The following is a 23,378-nucleotide window of genomic DNA, read 5'->3' on the forward strand; positions in this document are numbered from 1 at the left end:
GACGCTTTCATCTTCCTGTCTCGCATGCCGTTAATGGAACGATCAGTCACGTGCTCCGGAGGCGCGCTCAAGAGCAAAGGTACCATGGCCAACATAATTGAGTTCCACATTGCCGGCGGAACTGCTGTGCCGTGCTACAATCTCCCCGAGTGCTTGCAAAAATGGTTCTCGGCCTATTTTAGCTTCGGCTTTAAGTGATGGCGTAAGCGCCATGGCTGCGGAGACGACTTGTTCCGTTTGACGCTGCACTGTCCAAGTAAAAATGCGCTGATGCACATTGGTGAAGAGTCCTGCCGACGAAATGGCGTCCGCCGCGTCAAACATTTCGTATTCCCCAGCGCTATTTGAGTGCGCCCTGCGGTCGTACCCATCGACAAGTCGCTCAAGAAGCGAATAGATTTCGTCCCCGACACTGTTTTGTGTATCTCCCCAGCGATATTCGACGATCGCTAGGCAGCCGTGCGGTACCAGTATTCTATGGCTTTCGGCAAGGAACGTATGCTTGTCAAAGCGGTGGGCCGCGCAGGCCGCGGCCACGAGCGCGACTGACCTGGATGCATAACCAACCTCTTCTGCAAACCCGGCTATGTATCTGACGTTTTCGAGCTCTTCTGGATGATCTTTTGCCGCCCGCCTCATCTCTGCGCTTGGTTCCATTCCGATTACGGCGCGGCTTGGCTCGAGGAAGCGAGCAAGTGGTCGAGTAAAGAGACCCGTCCCGGCTCCAATGTCGACTGCCGGATATCGCACCGGAACTCGCGACATCAAGGAATTGATATGGTCTACCATTTGTTTGGGATACTCGGGCCGATGGCTGTAGCGGCTGACCAATCTTGCAAACTCAGCTATAGACCCTGGACGCTCTTTACTCTTCGTGCTCGTTTGCATAGCTGCAGCTTTCGTCTTTCTTGCGCTGAAGGAGGGAGGCGAGGCGCTTCAAGCTCTGGTCACTTGGAAAGCGGAAGATGCCGATGAAGCGTCGCAAGCGCGGAGTTCAGCAGGCCAATCGTCTCGGGATTGCCGATGCCGACCCGGATCGCCTCAGGAGGCACAAAGCTTTGAGACGCGTAAGAACTGCTGTCGGCCACCTGCACCCCATCGCTCTTGATGGCGTCCGCCAATTCTCGACTGGATGTGTCTTCGGGTAGCGGCAACCACACATGCAGACAGCCGGGATCCGTGACGTAGCGGCAATGACAAAGGATCTGGTCGAGAAGTTCGTGTCGGTTGCGCAGCTCGGTTTTTACCGCCGACAAGATCGCCTGATCGTCGCCCCGGCGAATGAAACCGGACATCAAGGCAGCGCTCATCGGAGTTGCCATCCAATAGGTCGCACGAACTCCCGGCCAGAACACGCGGGCAGCTTCGTCCGCAGTTGGAGCGACGAGATATGCCAGTTTCAGTCCGGCCGCGAAACTCTTCGCGGTCCCCAAGAGATACCAAGATATTTCCGGCGCCATTGCCGAAATCGGCGTCAAGGGCGACGGGCTTAGAAGGCTGTAGACATCATCTTCGATGATTTTGACGCCATAGCGCCTAGCGATCTCCCCGATATGCGCGCGGCGCCCCAAAGACATCGTGATGGTGGTAGGATTCTGATACGTCGTCAAAAGATATATAGCGGCGGGGTTTGTTTGTTTGCAAACATCCTCGAAAGCATTTGGCTCAACACCGTCGGCATCGATGGGCACGTCAATCACCGGAATTCCGTAGCGCTCACCAAACGTTCGTACCGGCGGATAGGTCATTTGTTCTACGACAAGCGCTCGACCTTTAGGGATGATTCCCGGGAGGATCATATGCATGGCGGCTTGTGTACTGTGGGCCAAAACAACCCGGCCTGCGTCTGGTTGTGTTCCTAGCCGACGGCCTGTAAATTCCGCTGCTCTCGACCGATCCTCGTCGGAGCCTGTCCAACGATGTGTTTTGACAAGGCTGGAAGGGGACATTGTCAGAAACAGTTCTTCAAGTACATCCTTGAAGATTTGATCGAAAATCTGGGGAACGGGAGGTGGATGATTGAGATTAAGTCGGATCAATCCATTCTCGTCGATACACCGGTCGACCAGCGACTCAGGTTGGACGTGCACCCTATTCATTTTCTCGACCTCCTATTGTCTCTAATGCTCGGCAGCTATCATCACTCGCCGCACCGATGAGACCCTGTCGTGCGAGAACAACTGAAATCACGACCGCCAGAATTGTCGCGCTTGGAATTGCTCGGCCCCGTATCGCTGGCACCTTAACCGCGGTGGTCACGTGCAGCATGGCGAGGGCGATAAAGGCCAGCGCGAAGACTGTCGGAAACGCCGCAACCGGGAAACCTGGCCGCGCCATTAGCAGGATCGCGACTAATGGGGTGTCATAAGAGACGGGGATGCCCGTAAACTTGGCATCCGAGGTCAGGCCGAAGCTCTCGAAATAGCTGAGGCGGATGGCGCCAGCCATGATGAGGGCGAGAATGGCCACCAGCGATAGAACGCCCCCTTGCCCGACAAGTACGACAACGACCGACGGAAATATTACGCCATGCATGAAGTCGCCAAAGCCGTCGAGACATTTTCCGAAGTCCGCAGCTCCTGGACGGCGGCTGTCACTGGTCTTGCGGGCGACATGACCGTCCCAGTGGTCAAGGAACCACATCCAGAGCATCGATGCGGTGCCGATCTCGATGTGACCGTTCAGCGCCAGGAAAAGTCCAAGGATCGCGAACACGAAGCTCGTTGCCGTAATGGCATTGGCGTAGTCTCGAAGGTATATCAGCATCGGGTACTCCTCGACGAAGCTCTTAGTGGCGAGCGCCTGGGCGCTGTCGGCGACCCATGGGCATGCGATCCGGCACGTCATTCCAGTGGGTGAACGCCTCCGTCACGTGTCTTTTGCCAACCCCTGCCCGCAATTGCCGTCAATCATGCTGCCGCCTAACGGCTTTTCAGGCCATTGAGCGTAGCGACGACTTTCTCCAGGGCCGGTTCTAGTTCTTCAGGTGGCGCTCCGAACGAAAGCCGCAATCCCGTCTCGTCACCAAACGTCGTTCCGGCAACCGAAGCGACGCCTGCTTCCTCAAGAAGGATGCGGGCCACATCATCCACGGTGCGGGTTGAGCTCGTCCTTGGCAGCCCGGCGAAGAGCGGTGTGAGATCGAGGTAGAAGAAGAACGAGCCTTCGGCACGCGGTGGTGCGACGTCCTCCAGCTTGGAGAGGATTTTTAGCCCCGCCTTCCGCGCAGCCGCGAGGCGCTGATGCATCTCCCGCTCGTAGCTGCCGTCGCCGACTTCGAGGTGATGCAGTATGGCGTGTTGAGCAATCACGTTCGCATTCGAAGTCGTAATGCTGTGAAGCTTTTTGGCCGCCGCGACGATTTCCGGTGGTGCAGCGAAATAGCCGAGGCGCCACCCCGTAATGGCCAACTCTTTGGAAAAGGCATTGACCAGTATGGTTCGTGAACGAATGCCCGGATGAGCCACAATGATCGAATGATGACGATCACCATTGAAAACAAAACCGGAGTAACACTCGTCGGAAAGGATCCAAAGATCGTAGTTTATTGCAAGATCACCAATGGCCTGCAGGGTCGTCCGGTCGTACACCGCTCCTGTCGGATTATTCGGCGAGTTGATAATAATTGTCGTAGTCTTGGGCGTTACCGCGTTACGGATGCCGCGGACTTCAGGAACATAAGAAGGCGGCTTGGCGTCCACGAAAACAGGCTTTGCCCCCGCCAAAAGAACCTGCGATGGAAATGTCGGCCAGCAGGGACGAACAATGATGACTTCGTCGCCTGGATTGAGGAGCGCCAAGGTGGCATCGAGCAAGCCCTGTTTCGCACCTGCAGTGATGACGATGTTGTCGGTATCCCACGCAAACCCGGTTTCAGTCGACAGTTTCTTGGCAACGGCCTTGCGGAGAGACGGCAGGCCAATTGATTCAGTATAGCGGTTTACACCGGCATTTATGGCGGTGATCGCGCCTTCGCGAACCGAGACCGGGGGAGCGGTGATAACCTCGCCAGCCGCGAGGTCAATGATTCGGCGCCCCTTGGCTGCTGCTGCTTTTGCTGCTTCCCGAGCTGCGGCGGTCCCCGATCCGGAAAGGAGAGCAATTCGTTGCGCCAACATGTCTGTCTCCTGTCTGTTGTCCACCTCTGCTAGGGCTCAGCTGCAGAGCCGGCTACCAGGGACTGCGCGGCCGTCGCGCCCTCTGTTGCAAAGACCCTTTCAGCGATCAGAAGATCCTCCTCGCTGTCGATTTCGTACCATTTGAGATCATCGCACCTGACTGCCGCGATCTGCAGTTCCTTCTGCTGAACCAGCTGAGACAGCAGCTCCTCGCTGTAGGACTTGACGGCACCAGCATCCATGAGATCGTCGAGATGGGGGACAATTGTGGTGCGCAGGTCCTCGCCGGAGAAGCGGATCAGGTTCATGGTCTTGAACAGCTGCGCTGAACCGTCCGTCAGGTTTTCAGCGGTCTGTCCCATCCTCAATTCCGCGATATGGCCGTGATCATTCAAAATGACGGCCGAGCCTTCCATCGACGCTTCGAAGGGAGCGACGGCGGCGGCGTTTTGGGACTGGCTAGTCGCGAGGCGGCGAAGCGCATCCGGCTCGAAATAGACATCGCCTTCGAGAACGTAGGTATCGCCGGTCAAAAAGACGTGACGCGCCAGCCAAAGCGAATAGGCGCTACCGGTCTTGTCGAAAACGTCCGATTCGACATAACTGATTTCAAGGCTTCGGAACCGGCGGCCGCAGGAATATTCAATCGCGTCCTTGCGATAGCCGACGACAATAGTGACCTCTTCCACACCAACGGCCTCAAGGTTTCGTAGAGCATTGTGGAGAATTGGCGTGCCATTGACTTCAACCAGCGGTTTTGGCCTCAAGTCAGTCAATGGCCGCAGTCGCGAGCCGAAGCCGGCGGCCAGAATAACAGCTTGCTTGGTAAAGTTATCGACCATTGGTTATTTCCTCGGGTGACGCTTTGGCGGAACGCCCAATTCCAAAACGATTGCAGCCATTAGCAAGCCAGCGCAGGCCAGTTCGAGCTTTTTCAGCAGAACCCAGCCGTACGCGCGCCGTGGCAGATGCAGCCCGAAACGGATTGGTACAGCTATCAATGCTTTTTCTGATGGCGTCGTCGCCCCATACCGGATCGTTGCGACCGGATTGATCCACTTTCCCTGGCCATCAGACATCGACCTCGTGGCCGGCGTCGCTGGCCGCCTGGAGGCGCCGGCCGAAAATTTGAACCGGCGTGTTCCTTGCGCCAGCACGAGCGCCTTCTGAGTTTGCAAATTGCACTTTCAAGTCGGCCGATCATCTCAGGGCACCGTCAGCGGTCTTCGGCCAAAGATAATGCGTCTCTGCGGTAGCGAGCTCGTCATAAGCCATCAACTCGAAAAGCTCTTCCAGCGGGGCGACATCGGGCTCGATGCCAGCTATGCCTTCTTCGCGAATGATGCGATTGCAGACGTTTCGCATGGCCGCGATCGCAGCGCGCATATTGTGATTTGCCCAGATGACGGCCGAGATATGTGCGGCGCGATATTCGGCGACCGGGGTGCGATAGTATTTCGTCGGCACGATCACGACAGGGAGGTGATTCTGCCATGAATGGGCAAACGCCAGGATTTCCGTCGGATCGGGCCTGCGCGAATGAATCAAGATAGCGTCGGCACCGGCCTCGGCATAGGCCTGGGCGCGGAAAAGTGCCTCGTCCTGGCCATAGCCGGCAATGAGGGCCTCTATCCGAGCCACCAGCACGAAGCGGTGGTCAGGGACGGTATCTTTCACGGCCTTCAAACGGCCGCAGAACTCCTCAACGTCGGCGAGCGGGTGGTGATCCCCGATGAACGAATTCGTCTTAGGGAAGATCTTGTCCTCGATGCATATGCCACTCGCGCCGCGTCTGTGCAGGTGGGCGGCGACAAGGCGAGCGTTGTTGAAATTGCCGAACCCGGTCTCGCCATCGACGAGAATAGGAATGTTGGCAACACGAGCCATACGTTCCACGACGTCGGCCACTTCGCTCCAAGAGGCCTCGTTCGTATCGCGGTAGCCGAGGCTGGAGGAGATCGAGAGGCCGGATGCCCAAAGCGCCTTGAAACCGGCCCGCTGCGCGATCGCGGCGGAGAGCGCGTCATGGGCTTCCATCAGGAATGACGGGCTATCACGGATGCAAAAGAGGTCACGAAGCGTAGGCATGCCCTCAATAGCATTGCCGCCCGGATTCCGCGGGTGACGCCGTTTTTCGGCAGGTTTACGCACCCGACGAATATCCGACATGCAGGTTTCCTCTCTTCGTTCCATCGATTGCAATATCAACCCCAACATGAATCCGCTCGGCAGCCCTGCCGTCTTTCTAGGAGGAGGTATCAAGTGTCGTGCCAACTCCGCTGGGAAGGCTACGCAGCGTGTTCTCGATGTTATTCAATGGCTTAATGATGGTGGGAGCTGGAGGAAAACCGGACAGCGCATGTCGTTCACACTACAAAATCCGGCGGGTAGCGACGGTTAGCCGGCGTCTGGCCGAGGGTGGGCTAGAAATAGGCAAGGCATCGTCCGACATGCGGAAGCGTGGATTGCAGTTGAATGAGGCGTGAATTCCGCTTTCCGCGGATCGCTGAGCATGGTCGCGCGTGAACGATTTGCTGCGCGGGCAACGGCTGGACATCAAGAATATGACTCGCCCGTCGGGACGATTGCATTGGGGCTATTTGCCTCCAAGACGTCCGAGTCGCTGTAACAGCATGCCGCTGAGCGCGGCAGGAGGGAATGGTCGCCTTAACAGCAAGTCTATGGGTCTAGGGGCAGAACGCCTCGACTAGCCGCCGCAGCGGCTCGACGGGCTTTCCTTTGGATGTAGACGGTTGCCTGCTTACCGCCAAGGCAAAACGTCGGGGAAGAGTCTGCGATGGCAATGGAGGCTGCCCTTGGCAAGGATATTGGCGCACTCATGCCGCGCCGCGACGAACCGCCTCGAAGAGGCGTAGCTTTTGCTGAAGACCGATGCCGGACGGTGCGGAACCCCGCCGCGCGCCACGCTTCGATGAACTGATCTGCCGCGGTCAAGCCGTAGAAGCTGATACACAAGCTGCCCGGCCGCAGCACGCGATAGGCCTCGGCAAACGCTGGGTGCTGCCAACGCGGGTCATCGTCGTTGGCGATCGTGCGACCGCTGCGGTCGCGGTAGCGGCACAGGTACGGCGGGTCGGTCAGGATAAAATCGACGCATTCGGCCGGGAGTCCGGCCATCACCTCGATGCAGTCGCCGTGCAGCACGGTATTGCTGGGTCATGTCACGGCAGCGACTGCCGGGACGGGTCCCAGCCGCTGCGTTGGAATAAACCGGTATCGGATAGGCACGGCAGCCCTGCCGGCGAACGCGTGGCCGGCGACACTCACCGCGCCGCCAAAGCGGTGCGGGCTCATGCCCCCACGCTTTCCTTGGCCTTGGTATTGGCGCGGCGTTCGCGGTTCACCAGGCGTCCGCTGAGCGGCATGGCCTTCGGGTTGAGGTTGAAGCCCTTGCGGTCATCGTGGCTCCACAGCGCGCCAATTTCGGTCCAGGTGGTCTTATCGCCCTCGCCCTCGGCAACGAATACGGTGTGGGTCGGCCGTTGGGTGGTAGTTTCTGACATCGTCTTCCTCCTTTGATACTCCGGCCACGTCATTGCGGCCGGTCGGGTGCTTAAGACGCCGGACGGGCTGAGCCGGCCTGCAACGGAGGGTCCGACCGACGGTCCCGCAGGGAGACGGTTGGATGCCTTGCAGACCGGCGCGGACGGCGCACACACGACCCATTGCTGGCGTTGTGACCCGTGGCTGGCACAAAGGAGCGAAAGACGCAGAAACGCCGCCAGGCGGCTGACCCATTCTTCAAATCAAGGGCGCGGCGATTCACCGCTGAAAACGCGTTTCCAGGTGGCCACGATAGCCTGGCTTCGGCCTGGACGATGCCTACCGCTCGCGCGCCGAGTCATCCGGGTGCCGGGCCAGCGGCGCTGGCCTGATGCGCGAGGGATGAGACCGCTTGTCGGTCATAGGATGTCCGACAAAGCAGGCGGCCGGCGGTCTGTCACTCGCCAATGGATTGGGGAGTGACAGACCGCGCTCAAACCCACCGTGGACAACAGGTTCGCACAAACATTGCTGCATGACCCGCAAATGACGCTGCGCTTCGATTGTGCACGCGTCCATCATTTCGGGCGCGATGCGCTGGCCATTGGGCGGCCACCCCATTCACTATCCGGGCGGGCCAAGAAAACCCGATCTATCTCACCCGACCATTTCCCCGGCAAAAGGAGAGCACACATGCCTGCTCAAGCTATTCGTGCGCCGCCGCCGCGGCCACACCTCCGGTTTCGACCTCTCGGTAACCGGATGCCCAACAGGGCAAACCACTTCGGCCAGCCATCCGGCTGGCTCGGGAGGCTCATACCGTAAGGAAGACTACGCATTCCGGCCATGCCGCGAATGACCTTCGCGGGGTGCCACGATCTACGGACGTGCATCGGCCATCAACACTCAGCCAAAAATAAGAAGCGAGCAAGATGGACGATCTAACCATGGACCTGGTGCGGCTGTGCCAGCGCAACCGGGACGGCTCTTACGGCACGCAGAACAACCGCCGGCGCGGCCTGACCGCAATGGCAAATGACCTCGCGGATCTCGGCTATAAGCTGCCGGCCGCCGGTTCCCTCAAACCCAAGCACGTCGAAGCGCTGGTCGAGCGCTGGCTGGATGCGGACACCACCGATGCCAGTGTCCGCAACCGCCTCACCTGGTTGCGCTGGTGGGCGGAGAAGGTCAACAAACCCAATGTCGTCAACCGTGACAATGCCGCGTACGGCGTCGCCGAGCGCGGCGAGGTCACGCGCAACCGCGCACAAGTCCTCGACCCCGCCAAGCACCGCGACATCGAGTGCCCCTATATTCAAACATCCCTGCTCTTGCAGTCCGCATTCGGTCTGCGGCGCGAGGAAGCCATGAAGTTCCAGCCGGAGGAAGCCATCCACGGCGACCATATCGCTTTGGAGGCCAGTTGGACGAAAGGCGGCCGCGCACGAACCATTGCGATCACCACGCTGGAACAGCAGCAGGTGCTCCAAGAAGCAAAGCGGCTTGTCCCCGGCCGGGGATCGTTGATCCCGGCGCAACTGACGTATGTCGAACATCTCAAGCGGTTCGAGTACCAGACACTGAAGGCGGGACTGCGCAACACCATGGGCTGCGGCACGCCTATGCCCAGCAGCGCTACCGTGTTTTGACCGGCCGGTCCTGCCCGCTGGCAGGCGGCAAACGCTGGGCCGAGATGAGCGGCAACGAACGTGCCGCCGACCGCGCGGCGCGCCACGAGATCTCGGCCGAGCTGGGGCATGGGCGCCTGAAAATCACCGACACCTACCTGGGGAGTGCCTTCTGATGAAACGCGGAGAAGGCAATTTCCTCATGGCCTTCAAGACGAGGAAGTCATACGCCGGCCAGCGCTTCAGGCCCGCAACAATCGCCACCGCGATTGACGAGGCAGCCGCGCAACGTCATCGCCACTATCGCGTTGTGCAGGAACTGCCGTTCGACCTGTCCGAAACGGCCGCCGCTCAGGAATTGGAGATCGAAGGCTTGCGGCGACGCATCGCGCTCGAACGCGATCGTGCCCTGTCCCGGGCCAGGCAAGCGAGGCAGGAGCGGCCGCTAGGTCTCGTAAATGGGGCGGTTGCGCCCCGGCCGCCGCCCACCACAACGCTCTTCCAGCCGGCTCATGTTGTCTACCGTGACACGGCGGTTGTTCTCGATCCGGATCACGCCGTCCATTCTCAGTCTGGTCAACTGACGGCTCACCGTCTCGTTCGTAATTCCAAGGAAATCAGAGATGTCGGCACGCGTTAGCGGCAGATCGAAGCACGCCGACCTGGCTGCCGGACCAACACTGGAGCCGATGTTGCGGGCGATCATGAGAAGAAAGCTCGCCACCTTCTCAGGCGCGGTCTTGCAGCCCAGAGTCACCATCCATTCGCGTGCTTCGTCGAGTTCGTTCAGCGTCTGCCTGAGCAGGCGATGCTCGAGCTCCGGTGATTGCTTCATCATCTGTTCGACTGCCGCTTTCGGAAACGAGCACAGCGAGACTGTCGTTGCCGCTTCGGCATGGATCGCGCTTTTCGCCTTGAACGGCTGTCCCAGAAAATCCGACGCGAACTGGAGACCGACGATTTGCTGGCGGCCGTCCGAAAGGCTCTTCGTCAGCTTCACCACGCCCGATAGCACGTTCGAATAGCTGTTGAGGGCCTCGGCATCGCCGATCAGTTCGACGCCCGGTTCGACGCTGTGCCGCGACGAAGTCTTGGCGAGCTTGGCCAAACGATCTGGATCGAGCGCGCTGCAGAGGCCGCGGCGCCGTGCCTGGCAAGACAGGCAATAGGCGGGGATGCCGGAACTGTGAATGTCGTGCCGTACTGTCATTGATCGCTCTCCCGATCTGATCGCCCTCCCGGCCCAAGCGCCGGCACGATAACAATCGACGGTAGAAAAATCCTTGCGGCAGTTTGTCGTGCTGGAGCCTGACCGAAATCAGGGCTCTGGCTCATCTGCGAGTCCACAGTCCGGCGACGCAACAAGGTGGACCACTACATGCGACCGGAACTAGCTGCCAGACTTTGCGAGAACGTCCCCCGCTATACCAGTTACCCGAGCGCGCCGCATTTCCACCCGGGTATCGATGCTGTCGTTTACCGCGGCTGGCTGGAGGCGCTCGAAGGCGGCGGCGAAATATCGCTCTACCTGCACATTCCCTATTGCGACAGGCTCTGCTGGTTCTGCGCGTGCCATACCAAACAGACGCGCCACTATGAGCCGGTGGCCGCTTATTTGCGCTCGTTGTATGCTGAGATCGCGACGGTTGGCGGCCTTGTCAGCGGCAAGGGCCGAATTCGCGCGGTTCATTTCGGGGGCGGTTCGCCGACCATGCTGAAGCCGCAGCATATGGTGGCATTGGGGACGGCGCTGCGAGACAATTTTGATTTTCTCGACGATGCCAAGATCAGCGTCGAGATCGATCCGAACAAGATGGACGAAGCCCGCCTCGACGCGCTTGCCGAAATCGGTATGACGCGGGCAAGCCTCGGCGTGCAGGACTTCGATCCGAAAGTGCAAAAGGCGATCAACCGCGAGCAAAGTTTTTTGCAGACGAAGGCGGTCGTCGACGGCGTTCGTTCCCGGGGAGCAGATTCCGTGAACCTTGATCTGCTCTACGGCCTGCCGCATCAAACCAGCGAGAGCGTGCGTTCCACCGTGGCGCAGGCGCTCACCCTGGAACCGGACAGGATGGCGCTGTTCGGCTACGCTCACGTGCCTTGGTTCAAGAAACATCAGACGATGATCGACGAGGCATGGCTCCCCGGTCCCACGGAGCGAATCGCTCAATCGCGACTTGCTGCGCGAGCGATCGAGGATAAGGGGTACGAATCAATCGGGCTCGACCATTTCGCAAAGCCAGGCGATGCGTTGGCGGTTGCGGCCCGCGCGGGGGCGTTGCATCGCAATTTTCAGGGCTACACCGAGGATCGCTGCGAGACGTTGATTGGACTTGGCCCTTCGTCCATTGGCCGGTTTCGCCACGGCTACGTTCAGAACATGCCTTCGACTGGCGAATATCGGCGCAGGGTGGAAGGCGGGGAGCTGGCAGTCGTCCGCGGCGTAGCATTTTCCGACGACGATCGCGTCAGGGGCTGGATCATCGAGCGACTGATGTGCGATTTCGCCTTCTCGGCGATCGACCTGGTGGAGAACTTCGGGAAAGCCGGCCAAAAGCTCCTTCGTCAGGCAAGCTCCATCGCCCTTAAGGATCCTGCTCGACTGCTTGAACTCCGAGGCGACAGTTTCGTCGTGCCGACGGAAAACCGTCCCTTCGTGAGGAGCATTGCGGTCAAGTTCGACAAGTATTTCGAACGTGGAACGGCCAGGCACTCAGCGGCAGTTTGAGCATTTTGATCGTAAAACTCGCGTCAATCGCGTTTGATCGATTGCTAGCCATTTCCGCAGCACGGGAAATTGCGAGGGTTCATGGCTATCGGTTGCAGATAGCAGCTGGCCTCTTTGACGGCTTTCGCCCCGCCCCCAATTCCTGCGCGGCGTTCACGCGAGCTGGCCGGCGGCGAGCGCCGTTCACCCGCGGGAAGACTTGATCCGCAAGGCGCTGGAGGACCTTGCCAGTCGAACTTTATCCGGCTCGCCCTGCGAGCGGGCGACGGCGAGCGACGCCACCGCGTTGGCAATGACATTCGTCAGCAATCCTTCATATCGTGCTTATGCGGATTTCTGCACTGGCCGCTGGCGCGTGCCTATTCGACAGAAGGCCGACGGTCAGGGTGGAGTGTCGCTCTGGGCGCTACATGCTGCCTGGCAGCCACAGGAAGCCGTCGACGCAAGCTCTTTACGAGGCCGCGATCGGCATCTTGATTGTCGATTTCTTGCTATGGGATGCCGAAGGCTGTCGCCCGGGCGAGTGCTGGCTAGACGCCTCGTTTGTTACCCCAGAGCATAACGTGCAGCTGTGGTAACACGCGGGCTTCGAACCACCTGTCGCGGGTTACGCGATCAACCAGCCACTCCATGCGTTTCATTATTCCATCAACGTCGACAGGCGCGTCTTCATTTCCGGGGTGTGGCGGCGTGTGATTGCCGGGTTGCAGATAGACTGGAAGTCGCGGAAATCTCGCGGCGGCCTCTTTCGCAAAGGCATAGTCATTTTCGTCGAAAACAACGAGCTTCAGCACGACTTGCGGCTTGTCCTGCGCCGCCTGGAAGCATGCCTCGATAGTAGCCCAATCGGTCCTCATTTCACTTGACGGCGGCTTTGGGCTGAGGACCAGCACGTCAAGTTCGGCGAACCATTCCCGGACCACGGAACCTTGGGTTTCCAGCGCAAATCGGTAGCCCTCATCATGACCTCGCTTGATGAGAGCACCGAAAGGCTGGATAGCCGGATTGCCGCCTGACAGCGAAACCATCAACGGGCGGCCGCCGGAAAGCGCGACCACATTTTGCCACACCGCGTCGGAGGACATCATCTCCCATTCGTGCCGGAATTGCCTGTCCACCGCATGCAGACTGTCGCACCAGGAACAGCGATAATCACACCCGCCGGTTCTGACGAAGACCGTCGGCAGACCGATGAGCACGCCCTCGCCCTGGATCGTCGGCCCGAAAATCTCACTCACGCGGATTGCGGGATGCGTATCGGTCATGGCCGGCATTCGGCCCATGTTTTCGGCGTCTCGCTAACCCGCACGGCCGTGGTTTCGGGCAAGCGTGCCTTGCACCATTCATAAAAGTGTCTGGCCAGACATTCCGCGGTAACCTTTTCATGTCCCAGCACGTCATTGAGATGTCGGTGGTCGAATTTATCGTCGATATAACGTTTGAGCGGTGCCAAATCGTGATAGTCGCGGACAAAGCCGTGCTCGTTCAGTTCCTTGCCCGATAGCTCCACTTCGACGATGTAGTTATGCCCGTGCAGGCGCGCGCACTGGTGGTCAGGCGGCAAGGACGTGAGTTGATGAGAGGCTGAAAAGTGGAATTCCTTGGTGATGCGGAACATTACACGCTCCTCCTGCGCAAGGCGTCGAGCCAGAAGTCGGCGTCCTCGTAGTCGGTGGGATCTGGGTGGCCACAGAGATGAAACGCCTCGCGCCGCTCGACGCATGTCCCGCACCGTCCACAGTGACGCTGGCCGCCCTTGTAGCAGGACCAGGTCTCCGCAAATGGCGTGCCGTGTCGGGCTCCATCCTCAACTATGTCCGCCTTCGTGAGATTCACATAAGGCGTATAGAGGCGAATATTCGCGTAGCCTTCGAGCGCGCGGTCTTGCATCATCTGGAAGGCGCCGATGAAGGCTGGCCGGCAGTCAGGATAGATGAAGTGATCGCCACCATGCACGGCCGTCGCCACCGCTTCGGACTTGCGCGCGGCAGCGAAGCCGAAGGCGATGGCCAACATGATGGCGTTCCGGTTGGGCACCACCGTGACCTTCATCATGTCTTCGGCGTAGTGCCCATCGGGTACCTCCACATTGTCGGTCAGCGCGGAGCCGGAAAGGCCGCGGCCGATTTCGCGGATGTCGATGATGCGGTGCGGGACGTTCAGACGCTCCGCGCAAAGGCTGGCGAAGTCCAATTCCTTGCCGTGCCTTTGGCCGTAATCGAAGGATAGGAGGCCGGCGAGTTCCTGCTCCGCTGCCACTTTGTGAGCAAGGGAAATGGAGTCCAATCCGCCGGAGCAGACGACGAGAGTCTTCATCGTTGGGGTTTCCTGTTTTGACCGGGTAGGCTGCGACCGGAGATTTCTCTGCTCTCCCAGTACCCCAGGGAGCCTCGTTTGTGAACTGAGGAAGAGTTTGATGCGCTGACGTGCCGCTGTGCTCAAGCGGGCCGAGCCTGCAAAAAACACGAACCTGATAGACCGCCCACTTCACTGCATGTGCCCGAGCTTCGAGGACCGAAGGAACCGAGTTTGTTAATAGGTCTCGAGCGGAAGCCAGCCCGCGCCTTCAGCCTCAGGATTGGCTCGAATCGGAGCACACCGTCAGTCAGTTGCCGACCGGCAACCCAAACCAAACGATCGGGCGTGGGCCGACATCTGTGAACAAGCCGTGTGCGTCATTGCAATCACCTCTGTGTTGCGCGCAATTGCTCCCATGGCTGCGGATGAACTGGATTCGCTGGTATTCCAGATGGCGGTCGAAAGTGTCGGCGCGCTCTCCATAGGCTTCACTGAAAAAGCCGCGGCGATAGCCGCCAGGAGCCGCGGTATCCTGCTTTTCGACGTGCGGGTGGACGGTGACGCGACGGTCCAGCGGATCGCGGCCATCCGATATCCAAGTGACCGGACGGGCGTGCTGGCTTTGGACATTAAAGGCGTTGCTATCCGCCATTGCATTGTCGGTGGAATTTTCTCGAGTTTGACCGCGCCACTGGAGAATTGGACCGGCATGCCCCTGTCGATGCAGGCCAAGATTAATGTCGACGACCATGCCGCTCTCTTCCTAGGCGCGTTGCGGGAGGCCGGACATATGCCGGTCAGCTAGCCTGATTCATGAGGGTTGGCGGATGTGGTGCAAGCCGTTGAAACGCCGTAGGATTTGGTTGCTTGCGCCAATCCTAATCATTTCCGGAGACTCACACCCGCCATGCACGATCCTACGCCGCCGCTGAGCAGTTATCATCTGTCGGAGGCGAGTCCGTCGTTGCCCGTTTCGACGGCGGCATGCTGTCGTCCAACAGTGGCGTTCTGGCTCTGGCCGAGGTGGAGAAGTGGCTGCGGGTGGCGGAGCGTCTGGCACGCTGCATCGATGATCCGCGCTGCCCGGGCCAGGTCGTCCACAGCCTGGCCGATATGATCGGCTTGCGCATGAAGATGATTGCCGCCGGTTATGAGGATGGCAATGATGCCAACCGGCAGCGCTCCGATCCGATCTTCAAGATGGCCCAGGATGCACCCCTTCGGGTCGGGATCTGGCGTCGCAATCGACAATGTGCCGGCTGGAGAACCTGCCCGGCATGCGGGGACTGGTCGCGATGGGCCGGGCGATGGTCGATCTTTACTGCGCCTCCGTCCGGCAGATTCCGAAGCGGATCGTGCTTGACATTGACGACACCTTTGACGCCGTGCATGGCGGCCAGTAGCTTCGTCTGTTCAATGCCCATCACGACGAGTACGGCTTCCAGCCGATCGTGGTGTTCGATGGCGATGGCCGCTTCGTCGCGGCGAGGCGGCCGAGTGGGGCAGAAATCCGCCCTCACCTGCGCCGCCTGGTGCGGGCGATCCGGAGCAACTGGCCGAACACGCGGATCCTGATCCGGGCCGACAGCCACTATTGCAGTCCACAGGTCATCGACTGGTGCCGCGCCAACGATGTTGACTTCATCCTCGGCGTGGCGCCCGCCACGACCTTGCGCAAGCATGTCGCGGAGCTGGAAGCCATCACGACGGCGCGCTTCGAAGCGTCGGCGAAGAAGGGTAAGGTCCGTAGGTTCAAGGAGTTCCTGGACGGCGCCGGCAGCTGGAGCCGCGTCGAGCGCATCATCGCCCGCGTCGAGGTCGGCGCCCAGGGTACTGACACCCGCTTCATCGTCACCAACCTTGCCGGTGGCAAGGCCAAGGCGCTCTATGCGGACCTCTACTGCCGGCGCGGCGCGGCCGAGAACCACATCAAGTCGTGGAAGAACCGCCGACCGCACCTCCTGCACCAGAGCGACGGCCAACCCCAGTTCCGGCTGTTCCTGCATGCCGGCGCCTACTGGATGATGTGGGGCCTGCGCGCCGCTATGCCGAAACGCTCCAGCTTTGCAGTCGCCCAATTCGACACGTTGCGATTGCGCCTCATCAAGATCGCCGCGCGCGCGTGGTCGAGATGAAGACCCAAATTCGCCTGCACCTGCCGACATCCTGCCCGGACCAACGCATCCTGCGCTTCGTCCTCAGTCGCATCCCGCAACTCGCGACATAAACGATGGCGCGCAGACGCCCCGAAACGAACCCGCTGACCGCAACCCGCAAAACCCCGCCTGCCATCACCGACGGATCAACCCCGGCGCCCGACGAGGGTTATCAAAACGTACCGCAATGGTGACCAGAGCGCCGCCTCAGGCCGCCGAAAGCTCATCGCCGTGCATCAAGCGGGCTAGGTGACCGGCAGGTCTTCGAGGACCTCTGGATCGCCAATGCACAATGCCCCAAGTATACAACTTATCCAGTCTTCACCAACCAATAAGCTTTGGTCGGAGTAGTGCTTGTCAGCGTCTTGGGTGACGGCTGGAGCTGGAGCGGTCATTACAATGGCCAATGCCGTGGCAGCAAGTATCGTTCGTGGCCAGTGAGAGCGCAATTTCAGGAGCCTCGAGCGCGCCACAGCGTCTTTTTCTGAGGTATGCATTTTTCGTTTTCCTTTTGGATCATCACGGATTTGAAGAGGATCTGGTGTTATGTGTCATTGGGAGAGCCGGCGAAGCAGATATTCATGTGGTCGAGTCATAAGTTCTCCTGAATGTTTGTTTTACGAGAACCCTTATGGCAGCCCTAGCTGACAGCCTGAAAGCGATCTGCGGGATAGCGATCCTGTCTGCCGATCGCAGCGAGGTCCAACGGAGCTAGGGCGTCCCACGGGATGCGCAGCCTGTATTGCGTTCGGACGAATGTCATGTGAACTCCTGGGCTAAAGACTGCGCGACGAGCCATGTCGGAACACGTATCATGGCTATGAATATGCAATTGGCATGCCACCAAAAAGATTGTGAGCAGCGACCACAAATCGGAGGAGTCGCCCCTGGCCGGCTTGATCCTAACCCTTAGGATGTCTGGACCTGAACACAGATTGTCGTCTATCGGACGCGGACAAAATGCTGTGACCAACTGGGCACCGGGCTGACGCCAGAGTCCTCGGTTGAGAATTGCGCGCCTGGTAGCGGATTGGGCAACAGGCGATCGCCGGGGCCGGTAGAATTGCGCAGCCGTGTGTTGCTGTCAGCGTGGCGGCAGAGGGCCGCAGGTGTGATCCGAGCGCCGAATGCTGGCGCCGTTCGCTGCATCCGGCGACCTATCTAGCGATCCCTGATCGCGCGTGATCGAGGTCACAGTGAGAGGCGCGTGGTAGAGTTGAAAACCCAAATTCGCCCGCACCTGACGACATCCTGCCCGGATCAGCGTATTTTGCGCTTTGTCCTCAGTCGCATCCCGCAACTCGCGACATAAACGATGGGGCGCAGACGTCCCGGAACAAACCCGCTGACCTCAACCCGCAAACCCTCGCCTTCATCCACGACGGATCACCGCTGGCGCCTGATGAGGTTTGGGAAAACGCAGCGCAAAGGAAACCAGATCGCCGCTTCAGGCCGCCGAAAGCTCATCGCCGTGCATCAAGCGGGCTAGCATTTGCCTAGAATGCAGCTTGTCGTTTTTGATATCCTGCATCGGTGCCGACATCGCCGGCATGAGTGTCATGTTCGAAAACGGCGCCGGCGATTTCGCAAAGCGCAAATGCACCGCGTCTTCCCCTCACGCGAATGGAGCCTACCGCGCCGAATCGGAGGCGTGAGGATCGATCACGATCGCCTCTTAGCCGCCCTACCCTTTTGCAATCAGGAGGAGCTTCCACAGCTCACTCGGCGGGTCGACACGAGATCGCAGATGGCAGTTGGCCAAACACCAAAACTGGCGCACCGATGGCAATCGGCTTTCCTCGCTGGAGGAAGTGCAAGGCCTCTCGCCAGGCGGAGGCGCATGCGATGCCTACACCCGCTGCCTGCTCGAGGACCTGATCGACGCATGGTCGGACAAGGCGTTGGGCGCGGCCTACCTCGACATTCCTAGAAGCGCGCCGGCAGCCTGGGCGGGGGCTTGGGGCGAGACTGCCGGCGCACGCCACTCACGAAGAGCGCCCCCTTTTCGCGGTTCCGAGACCCATAGTCAACCCAGCAGCGTCCGGGTGCCCGCTGTGCTGTTGTAACAGCGGTGGATGTCGGCCGTGTCGGCCGATTGTGCCTGGTGGGTCGGGCCGCTCTGGCCTGGCCAATGTGAGCTCCAGCCAGTATCGCCTTGCCGAGCGCGCCGTCGGCAGTCCTTTGTCGCGAGCCGATGCTATCATGCAAGCGTCGCAGCACTCCGGATGGCTATATTGCTTAAGACTGCATGAAGAAGCGTTCCAACTTCCTGTTCGGCGAGCCTGGGTGAAATCCCTGATTCGGACAGTTGAACGAGAATTTGCTTGGCGGTGTTGCGCCAGAAGGCATTCGCGTCTTCCCCGTTCTTGGATTCCAGGATCCGGGCGATACCTTCGACCAACTTCCGCCGCCGGTGCAGCGGAAAGGCGCTTATGTTCGAATCACACATCCATCACCTCACCCGTTGAGCCGGCGAGTTTGTATTGGCGGCTTAGAAAATCTGGTTAACAGCGCTTTTTTGCCGGTGATCCGCAATGGAATAAAAGCGTCGGCCAGGCTCGGTGGACGGTGCCGCGATAGCACTGGACACGGCGACAGGGGCGAGTGTTCCTGTTCGAGAGGGCCGTCAGCCATGATGAGCCGCTGGCCATAGGGCGTGATGCGGGTACAGCCGACCAGGCCAGCTGAGGGCAGGCAGGTTCTTGGACTTGATCAGAATCGAGTGAACCGCCATATCCCGATCTGCCCGCCAATTTCAGGCGGCCAATTTCATGGACGAGGCCGACCGGGCCTATTCGACGTCCTTTTTTTGAATTGCTGGAGCGCCAGGTCGGGGACAAGTCTACCGATTTATCAGGGCGCTCTTGGTCTTCTTGGAGGTGTCTATGAAGGATTCGCGCATTCCCGAGCCGGTTTTGATGGCTATGTCAGAGGGGACCCACATCATTCGCGCTTTTCGCGAACACCTTGGATATTCGATCGAGGACCTGGCGGTGACGAGCGGACTATCCGCCGAGGAAATCCAAAACATCGAGTCGGGTCTGAAGTACAACAAGGGCTATCGGGACCGCATCGTGAGGTCGCTATCCCTACCTGTGGGAATTCTTGCGGAGGCGGACTTATTGGGCGCTACGTGATCGCCTGGTTGCGCGCCTCCGATCTCGGTCTCTGGCAGCCCGATCTGAGTCGGAATCGCCGACGAGGGAGGGCAGACCGAATTGTTGCAGCTTGAGGCAGGTGCAAAGTACAAACTCGAGCAAGATCTGTGGATAAGGTTTTTGTCAGCTCCCCAGAAGCGGAGGAAAACCGGAGCTTCTAGCAGATGATTGAGCTCCGTGACGCCGTTCCTCCTAGGCGCGTCGTCCGCGAGGGTGGACTGCGTAGACAGATGAAAATAGTTGCAATGGCACCATGTGGCGGAAAACGCCGTCCGTGGACGCCGATTGTTCCGGGATGGTGCCATTGCTTATCGGCCTACGAGGCACTGGTCTTCGGTCTGGGATAAGGTGTTTCGGGACTTCTTGGAAATCAGCGAATAACCGGCTCGCCGTGGAAGCGTCGCCGCGAGGGTGGCGAAACGCCGAACCCGACTTCCATCATCAGCCGCGGCGTGTGCGCCGGCACGGTGCCCATGTGGAAGCCGAACGGATCCTCGACGAAGCCAAGCCCCGCCTCACCGATAAGAGTAACGGGGCTTTGCTCGCCATAGACGTCCAGGATCTCTTCCGCGGGGTGGCCGACGAGAAGCGTCAGCTGATGCTTGAGCGCGCGGCGCCTGTGGCTGCCGCGGACATAGACATGCGGACCGGTGCCCTCGTCGACCGGCAGCAGGTAGAAGAAGAACTTCAACATTCGCCAGTCGTCGAGGTCGAAGTGGTATTTGCCGAGCGATGCCAGGTTCTTGTCGGCGTCTGAAGCCTGGCCGGTGGGGAAGCTCCACCAAACACGCGTGGTGATCAGTTTCGCCTGGCCGCCGAGATAGTGTGCAGCGATATCCATCAGCAGCGGATCGTTTTGGACGGCGACTGCCGCCTTGCAGTCGAGAATGCGCTCGAAATAGTGGCCGCTGAGCAACGGACGGCCGAATCGAGCCTCAGCCTCCGCATGATCTGCCGGCATGAATTCGAGACGGCGATCGAAATTGCCAAAGCAAGGTGTGCACCGGACGAAAGCTGCGATTTCCTCATGGATAGATTTCGGCAAAACGAGTCCGGAAAAAAGTCCATCCGACTGCAGCGCATCGACAACGTCCTGGCGATTGACGCCGACAAACATTGTTTCCCGGCCTTTCTGCGACGCTCGAACAGGCTTTGCACCACGCCAGTGCATTCTCCGTGCCGGCATGGTCCGGGCGAGCACGAACATCGGCAGCCACGCTGGATTCTCGCGAAGATCCGACAGATATGTCGGAATGCGTACGGCCATGCGACGTAGCATATTGCCATTTCGCGCGATTTCCTCGAGGCTTGCAGTGCCGGCTTTGTCGGTATTCGTAACGGTCATCAGGGTCCTCAGGGTCCTCAGGTATGAATGCACTATCGACGAAGCATCGGTTCTCAGTGCTTCGTCACGTATTACCCAAACCCGATTCCCGCAGCGGAAGAACGCTAGCCACACGTCAAATTTTGTGCAACGCACAATTTCCCTCGCAGCAAATGCAGTTAGATCGCTGCGCGCTTTCGAATACGCCTTGCGAAGCTGGCACCTTAATCTGTCAGGAACTGTCCGGCATTAGGCAGCAAAGACCACCAATTGCACGTTAAGTACCTGGTTTTCGGGCCAAATTCATGATGCCTAATTTGTGCAAGACTCGCTTGCGCAGCAGAAGGGTGTTAGGTTCGTCGATCAGGGTCCCGGTCTCTGTCAGGAGCAGATTGATGACGTTTTCGCGCAGGCTTGCATGCTGGTCGGAGAGGGTCAGGTAGTACGGCACGCCGCCGAAAATGGCGTAGGTCTCTGTGAGCTGCTCGGCGCTGTACTCCGGAAAGAACCCCGGAAGGTCGCGCAGGGGCAACTGCCGCACCTCCAGGCGCAGCGTCACGCGCCCGTAAAGCGGGTTCGTTTCCGCCAGCAGGTCCTCCATCTGAGCGACGGCAGAACCGCACAGGATGATCTTGAGGTTTCCCGCCCGTGCCGCCCCGGAGTCTCAGAACCGTTGGAGCACCGATAGTAAAGCGCTGTCCTGATCGACGAGGTACAGGACTTCGTCGATCGTGACCACAGTGCCCGGTTTGGCCTTGGCTGCTTCGGCTACGAAGTGGAAAATACTCTCCCAGTTGTCGAGCGACGCCAGGACGGGTGATGGGCCAAGAACCCGGGCCACCTCAAGCTTGAACTGTTCCATGTTCAGGACTGAGGAGACCCGCGTCGCCTGGAAATAGATTTCGTTGCGGCCGACGGCAGCTTGGCGCAGGAGCCTTGACTTGCCGATCCGGCGGCGGCCATAGGCGACGACGAGCGATGCCGAACGCTTGTCCAGTTCGCGTTCAGCAGCCATAGCTCCTTTCCCCTCCCGATAAAGTGGTCCATGGCCGTACGTTCGCTTTTATAATCACGATTATTATAATCTGGATTATAGAAGATATCCGGCGACACCGACACACTGGTCTGCGATAGACCATCCGGCCTGCCGGACGTGCGTTGCGATTCCGTTGGTAGTCATCAGGGAGGGAGAGCCTTCAAGCAAACTTGGCCAGGCAACGCCGCGGGGCTAGGAGGCGATCTCCCAGAGGAACTGCCTGTTGTGGTCTTGCCGACGTGCCTCACGCGCCCGGCTTTCGTGAGCTGGGTCAAGAGGGCAGCTTACGCGACATCTGGTCGACGATCTCCGCTTCATTGCCCAGTCCAACTGCCTGCGAGAACTTCGCAGCGCATTCGGCCGTCGAAACCGGGCTTGCCGCGTCGCGGAGGATTCCGAGCACGGCCTGGCGCTGGTTCACGCCTCCCATCGACGCTTTCACCTCATCTGAGATCCCGGCGGTCCGGCCGGAACGGACGCGACCTAGCTGCCGTCGGCTCGTAACCGGGTTCGTAAATGGCAATGACCCTGTCGATGGAACTGACCTGCTCGCGCACCTCGGCCTGCAGTTTCGCCAATTCCTCAAGCCTGCTGGTCAATTCGGCTCGTTTCAGCTTCAACTCATACGCGACGCTCGTACCCCGATTTGTCTCGTTTCGACTTGAGACAAGGGTAAATGAGCTCGCTCAGGAGATTTGGTGGTTTTGCCACCTAATGCCGGAACTGTCTCTAGCCGCCATCCCGCTATTCGGTATCAACCGCCACCAGAAGTTTAATCCTTGATCTGGTACCTCTGAAAGGAGGATTTCGGGGGCGAGATGGGCGTTTCAGACGAGTTGAAGAGCAAGCGTAGCGAGCTGGCAGGGCGTCCCCGCGGCTGGCGGCGGCCTTGCCGATCTGCAGGCGCAGATCGCGGCCGTCGACAAGGTGATCTCGATCTACGAGCCTGAATGGAGGCCGGAAGACCAGCCGCAGAAGCGCCGCGGCCGACCGCCGACGGCCATGAGCGCCAACGAGCTCGACAAGCTTATCGGTGGGACGAACAAGCGACAGATGACGCTGGAGATCCTGCGCACCGCCAGGCGGCCGCTGTCGACAGCCGAATGCGCCCAGGAATTTGCGGCGGAAGATCGCGAAGGATTCCTCTTCGTCCGCGCCTCAGCGTCGTAATCGACGTAGACGAAACCCCAAGGCTCCGGACGCTCGAGAACCCTCGGAGTCAGGCGGGGCGTGGGAGAATTAGAGGCGCGGGCGTTCATGTTCAGGCTCCAGGGCCGGCGGTCGTCGATACGCATGGCAGTGCGGCGGCCTCGGGAGGCCGTCGAAACTCAGCGCCGTATGCGTATCCGCCTGAACATGAAGCGGGCCCTTAGCGAATCTCGTTTCAGGGTTCGATCGGAATTGGACAACTGAGGAACGATTTGCAGG

The 23,378-nt window shown here is 59.6% G+C and carries 23 protein-coding genes and 2 pseudogenes; 6 read left to right on the forward strand and 19 right to left on the reverse strand.

What is annotated here, in order from left to right; translation table 11 throughout:
• Positions 1 to 42 precede the first annotated feature (42 nt).
• The 9 genes from RFN30_RS26475 to RFN30_RS26515 form a co-directional block, all read right to left on the reverse strand.
• Positions 43 to 831 (reverse strand): class I SAM-dependent methyltransferase, encoded by a 789-nt coding sequence (locus RFN30_RS26475; RefSeq protein WP_320265021.1) that lies wholly within the window; start codon positions 829 to 831, stop codon positions 43 to 45.
• Positions 832 to 947: 116 nt separating this feature from the next.
• Complete coding sequence (locus tag RFN30_RS26480) at positions 948 to 2,099, reverse strand: aminotransferase-like domain-containing protein (RefSeq protein WP_320265022.1); 1,152 nt, start codon at positions 2,097 to 2,099, stop codon at positions 948 to 950.
• Entirely contained in the window at positions 2,092 to 2,766 is a 675-nt protein-coding gene (locus RFN30_RS26485; protein ID WP_320265023.1) for a CDP-alcohol phosphatidyltransferase family protein, read from the reverse strand. Before RFN30_RS26485 ends, RFN30_RS26480 begins: the two co-directional genes overlap by 8 nt.
• A gap of 155 nt (positions 2,767 to 2,921) precedes the next feature.
• Positions 2,922 to 4,118, reverse strand: coding sequence for a pyridoxal phosphate-dependent aminotransferase (locus RFN30_RS26490; RefSeq protein WP_320265024.1), 1,197 nt, complete (start codon positions 4,116 to 4,118; stop codon positions 2,922 to 2,924).
• A 29-nt stretch (positions 4,119 to 4,147) separates the two neighbouring features.
• Positions 4,148 to 4,960: a phosphocholine cytidylyltransferase family protein gene (locus RFN30_RS26495; RefSeq protein ID WP_320265025.1), complete on the reverse strand. Its 813-nt coding sequence runs from the start codon at positions 4,958 to 4,960 to the stop codon at positions 4,148 to 4,150.
• Between the two features lie 3 nt (positions 4,961 to 4,963).
• Positions 4,964 to 5,197: a hypothetical protein gene (locus RFN30_RS26500; RefSeq protein WP_320265026.1), complete on the reverse strand. Its 234-nt coding sequence runs from the start codon at positions 5,195 to 5,197 to the stop codon at positions 4,964 to 4,966.
• Positions 5,198 to 5,318: 121 nt separating this feature from the next.
• Positions 5,319 to 6,206 (reverse strand): phosphoenolpyruvate mutase, encoded by an 888-nt coding sequence (aepX, locus tag RFN30_RS26505; protein WP_320265066.1) that lies wholly within the window; start codon positions 6,204 to 6,206, stop codon positions 5,319 to 5,321.
• Between the two features lie 591 nt (positions 6,207 to 6,797).
• Complete coding sequence (locus RFN30_RS26510) at positions 6,798 to 7,283, reverse strand: class I SAM-dependent methyltransferase (protein ID WP_320265027.1); 486 nt, start codon at positions 7,281 to 7,283, stop codon at positions 6,798 to 6,800.
• A 146-nt stretch (positions 7,284 to 7,429) separates the two neighbouring features.
• Complete coding sequence (locus RFN30_RS26515) at positions 7,430 to 7,642, reverse strand: hypothetical protein (protein WP_320265028.1); 213 nt, start codon at positions 7,640 to 7,642, stop codon at positions 7,430 to 7,432.
• 912 nt (positions 7,643 to 8,554) lie between these two features.
• Between RFN30_RS26515 and RFN30_RS26520 the strand changes: the two are divergent.
• A pseudogene (locus RFN30_RS26520) lies at positions 8,555 to 9,426 on the forward strand (phage integrase N-terminal domain-containing protein).
• Positions 9,427 to 9,695: 269 nt separating this feature from the next.
• Here the strand turns inward: RFN30_RS26520 and RFN30_RS26525 are convergent.
• Positions 9,696 to 10,460 carry a Crp/Fnr family transcriptional regulator gene (locus RFN30_RS26525; RefSeq protein ID WP_320265030.1) on the reverse strand — a complete coding sequence of 255 codons (765 nt, stop codon included), beginning with the start codon at positions 10,458 to 10,460 and terminating at the stop codon, positions 9,696 to 9,698.
• 168 nt (positions 10,461 to 10,628) lie between these two features.
• On the opposite strand from RFN30_RS26525, the gene hemN reads away from it, so the two are divergent.
• Complete coding sequence (hemN, locus tag RFN30_RS26530) at positions 10,629 to 11,978, forward strand: oxygen-independent coproporphyrinogen III oxidase (RefSeq protein ID WP_320265031.1); 1,350 nt, start codon at positions 10,629 to 10,631, stop codon at positions 11,976 to 11,978.
• Positions 11,979 to 12,508: 530 nt separating this feature from the next.
• On the opposite strand, the gene queE is transcribed toward hemN, so the two are convergent.
• The 3 genes from queE to queC are packed head-to-tail and all read right to left on the reverse strand — an operon-like array spanning position 12,509 to position 14,294.
• On the reverse strand, positions 12,509 to 13,243 hold the full coding sequence (gene queE, locus RFN30_RS26535) for a 7-carboxy-7-deazaguanine synthase QueE (protein WP_320265032.1): 735 nt from the start codon (positions 13,241 to 13,243) through the stop codon (positions 12,509 to 12,511).
• On the reverse strand, positions 13,240 to 13,596 hold the full coding sequence (gene queD / locus RFN30_RS26540) for a 6-carboxytetrahydropterin synthase QueD (protein ID WP_041003134.1): 357 nt from the start codon (positions 13,594 to 13,596) through the stop codon (positions 13,240 to 13,242). The genes queE and queD overlap by 4 nt, the downstream gene beginning before the upstream one ends.
• Positions 13,596 to 14,294 carry a 7-cyano-7-deazaguanine synthase QueC gene (gene queC / locus RFN30_RS26545; RefSeq protein ID WP_320265033.1) on the reverse strand — a complete coding sequence of 233 codons (699 nt, stop codon included), beginning with the start codon at positions 14,292 to 14,294 and terminating at the stop codon, positions 13,596 to 13,598. The genes queD and queC overlap by 1 nt, the downstream gene beginning before the upstream one ends.
• A gap of 397 nt (positions 14,295 to 14,691) precedes the next feature.
• Here queC and RFN30_RS26550 point away from each other — a divergent pair, with 397 nt between their 5' ends.
• Positions 14,692 to 15,081, forward strand: coding sequence for a hypothetical protein (locus tag RFN30_RS26550; protein ID WP_320265034.1), 390 nt, complete (start codon positions 14,692 to 14,694; stop codon positions 15,079 to 15,081).
• A 179-nt stretch (positions 15,082 to 15,260) separates the two neighbouring features.
• Positions 15,261 to 16,411, forward strand: a pseudogene (locus tag RFN30_RS26560) (IS1380 family transposase).
• Between the two features lie 2,221 nt (positions 16,412 to 18,632).
• On the opposite strand, the gene RFN30_RS26565 reads toward RFN30_RS26560, so the two are convergent.
• Positions 18,633 to 18,881 (reverse strand): DUF6074 family protein, encoded by a 249-nt coding sequence (locus tag RFN30_RS26565; protein ID WP_320235947.1) that lies wholly within the window; start codon positions 18,879 to 18,881, stop codon positions 18,633 to 18,635.
• A 436-nt stretch (positions 18,882 to 19,317) separates the two neighbouring features.
• Between RFN30_RS26565 and RFN30_RS26570 the strand changes: the two genes are divergently transcribed.
• Complete coding sequence (locus RFN30_RS26570; RefSeq protein WP_320223077.1) at positions 19,318 to 19,569, forward strand: helix-turn-helix domain-containing protein; 252 nt, start codon at positions 19,318 to 19,320, stop codon at positions 19,567 to 19,569.
• A 391-nt stretch (positions 19,570 to 19,960) separates the two neighbouring features.
• On the opposite strand, the gene RFN30_RS26575 is transcribed toward RFN30_RS26570, so the two are convergent.
• From RFN30_RS26575 to RFN30_RS26595, 5 genes are all read right to left on the reverse strand, one after another.
• A complete protein-coding gene (locus tag RFN30_RS26575) occupies positions 19,961 to 20,935 on the reverse strand; it encodes a hypothetical protein (protein ID WP_320265067.1) in 975 nt (324 codons plus the stop codon).
• Positions 20,936 to 21,191: 256 nt separating this feature from the next.
• Positions 21,192 to 21,515, reverse strand: coding sequence for an ATP-binding protein (locus RFN30_RS26580; protein ID WP_320265035.1), 324 nt, complete (start codon positions 21,513 to 21,515; stop codon positions 21,192 to 21,194).
• Positions 21,516 to 21,578: 63 nt separating this feature from the next.
• The gene (locus RFN30_RS26585; protein WP_320223075.1) at positions 21,579 to 21,929 is read right to left on the reverse strand and encodes an AAA family ATPase; all 351 of its coding nucleotides are present in this window, start codon (positions 21,927 to 21,929) and stop codon (positions 21,579 to 21,581) included.
• A 292-nt stretch (positions 21,930 to 22,221) separates the two neighbouring features.
• Complete coding sequence (locus RFN30_RS26590; protein ID WP_320265036.1) at positions 22,222 to 22,380, reverse strand: hypothetical protein; 159 nt, start codon at positions 22,378 to 22,380, stop codon at positions 22,222 to 22,224.
• Between the two features lie 13 nt (positions 22,381 to 22,393).
• Positions 22,394 to 22,549 carry a hypothetical protein gene (locus tag RFN30_RS26595; protein ID WP_320229286.1) on the reverse strand — a complete coding sequence of 52 codons (156 nt, stop codon included), beginning with the start codon at positions 22,547 to 22,549 and terminating at the stop codon, positions 22,394 to 22,396.
• A 403-nt stretch (positions 22,550 to 22,952) separates the two neighbouring features.
• Between RFN30_RS26595 and RFN30_RS26600 the strand changes: the two genes are divergently transcribed.
• Positions 22,953 to 23,120, forward strand: a complete 168-nt coding sequence (locus RFN30_RS26600) for a hypothetical protein (protein WP_320265037.1) — start codon at positions 22,953 to 22,955, stop codon at positions 23,118 to 23,120.
• Positions 23,121 to 23,378 lie beyond the last annotated feature (258 nt).

It is taken from the genome of Mesorhizobium dulcispinae (assembly GCF_033977345.1).
Taxonomy (GTDB): Bacteria; Pseudomonadota; Alphaproteobacteria; order Rhizobiales; family Rhizobiaceae; genus Mesorhizobium; species Mesorhizobium dulcispinae.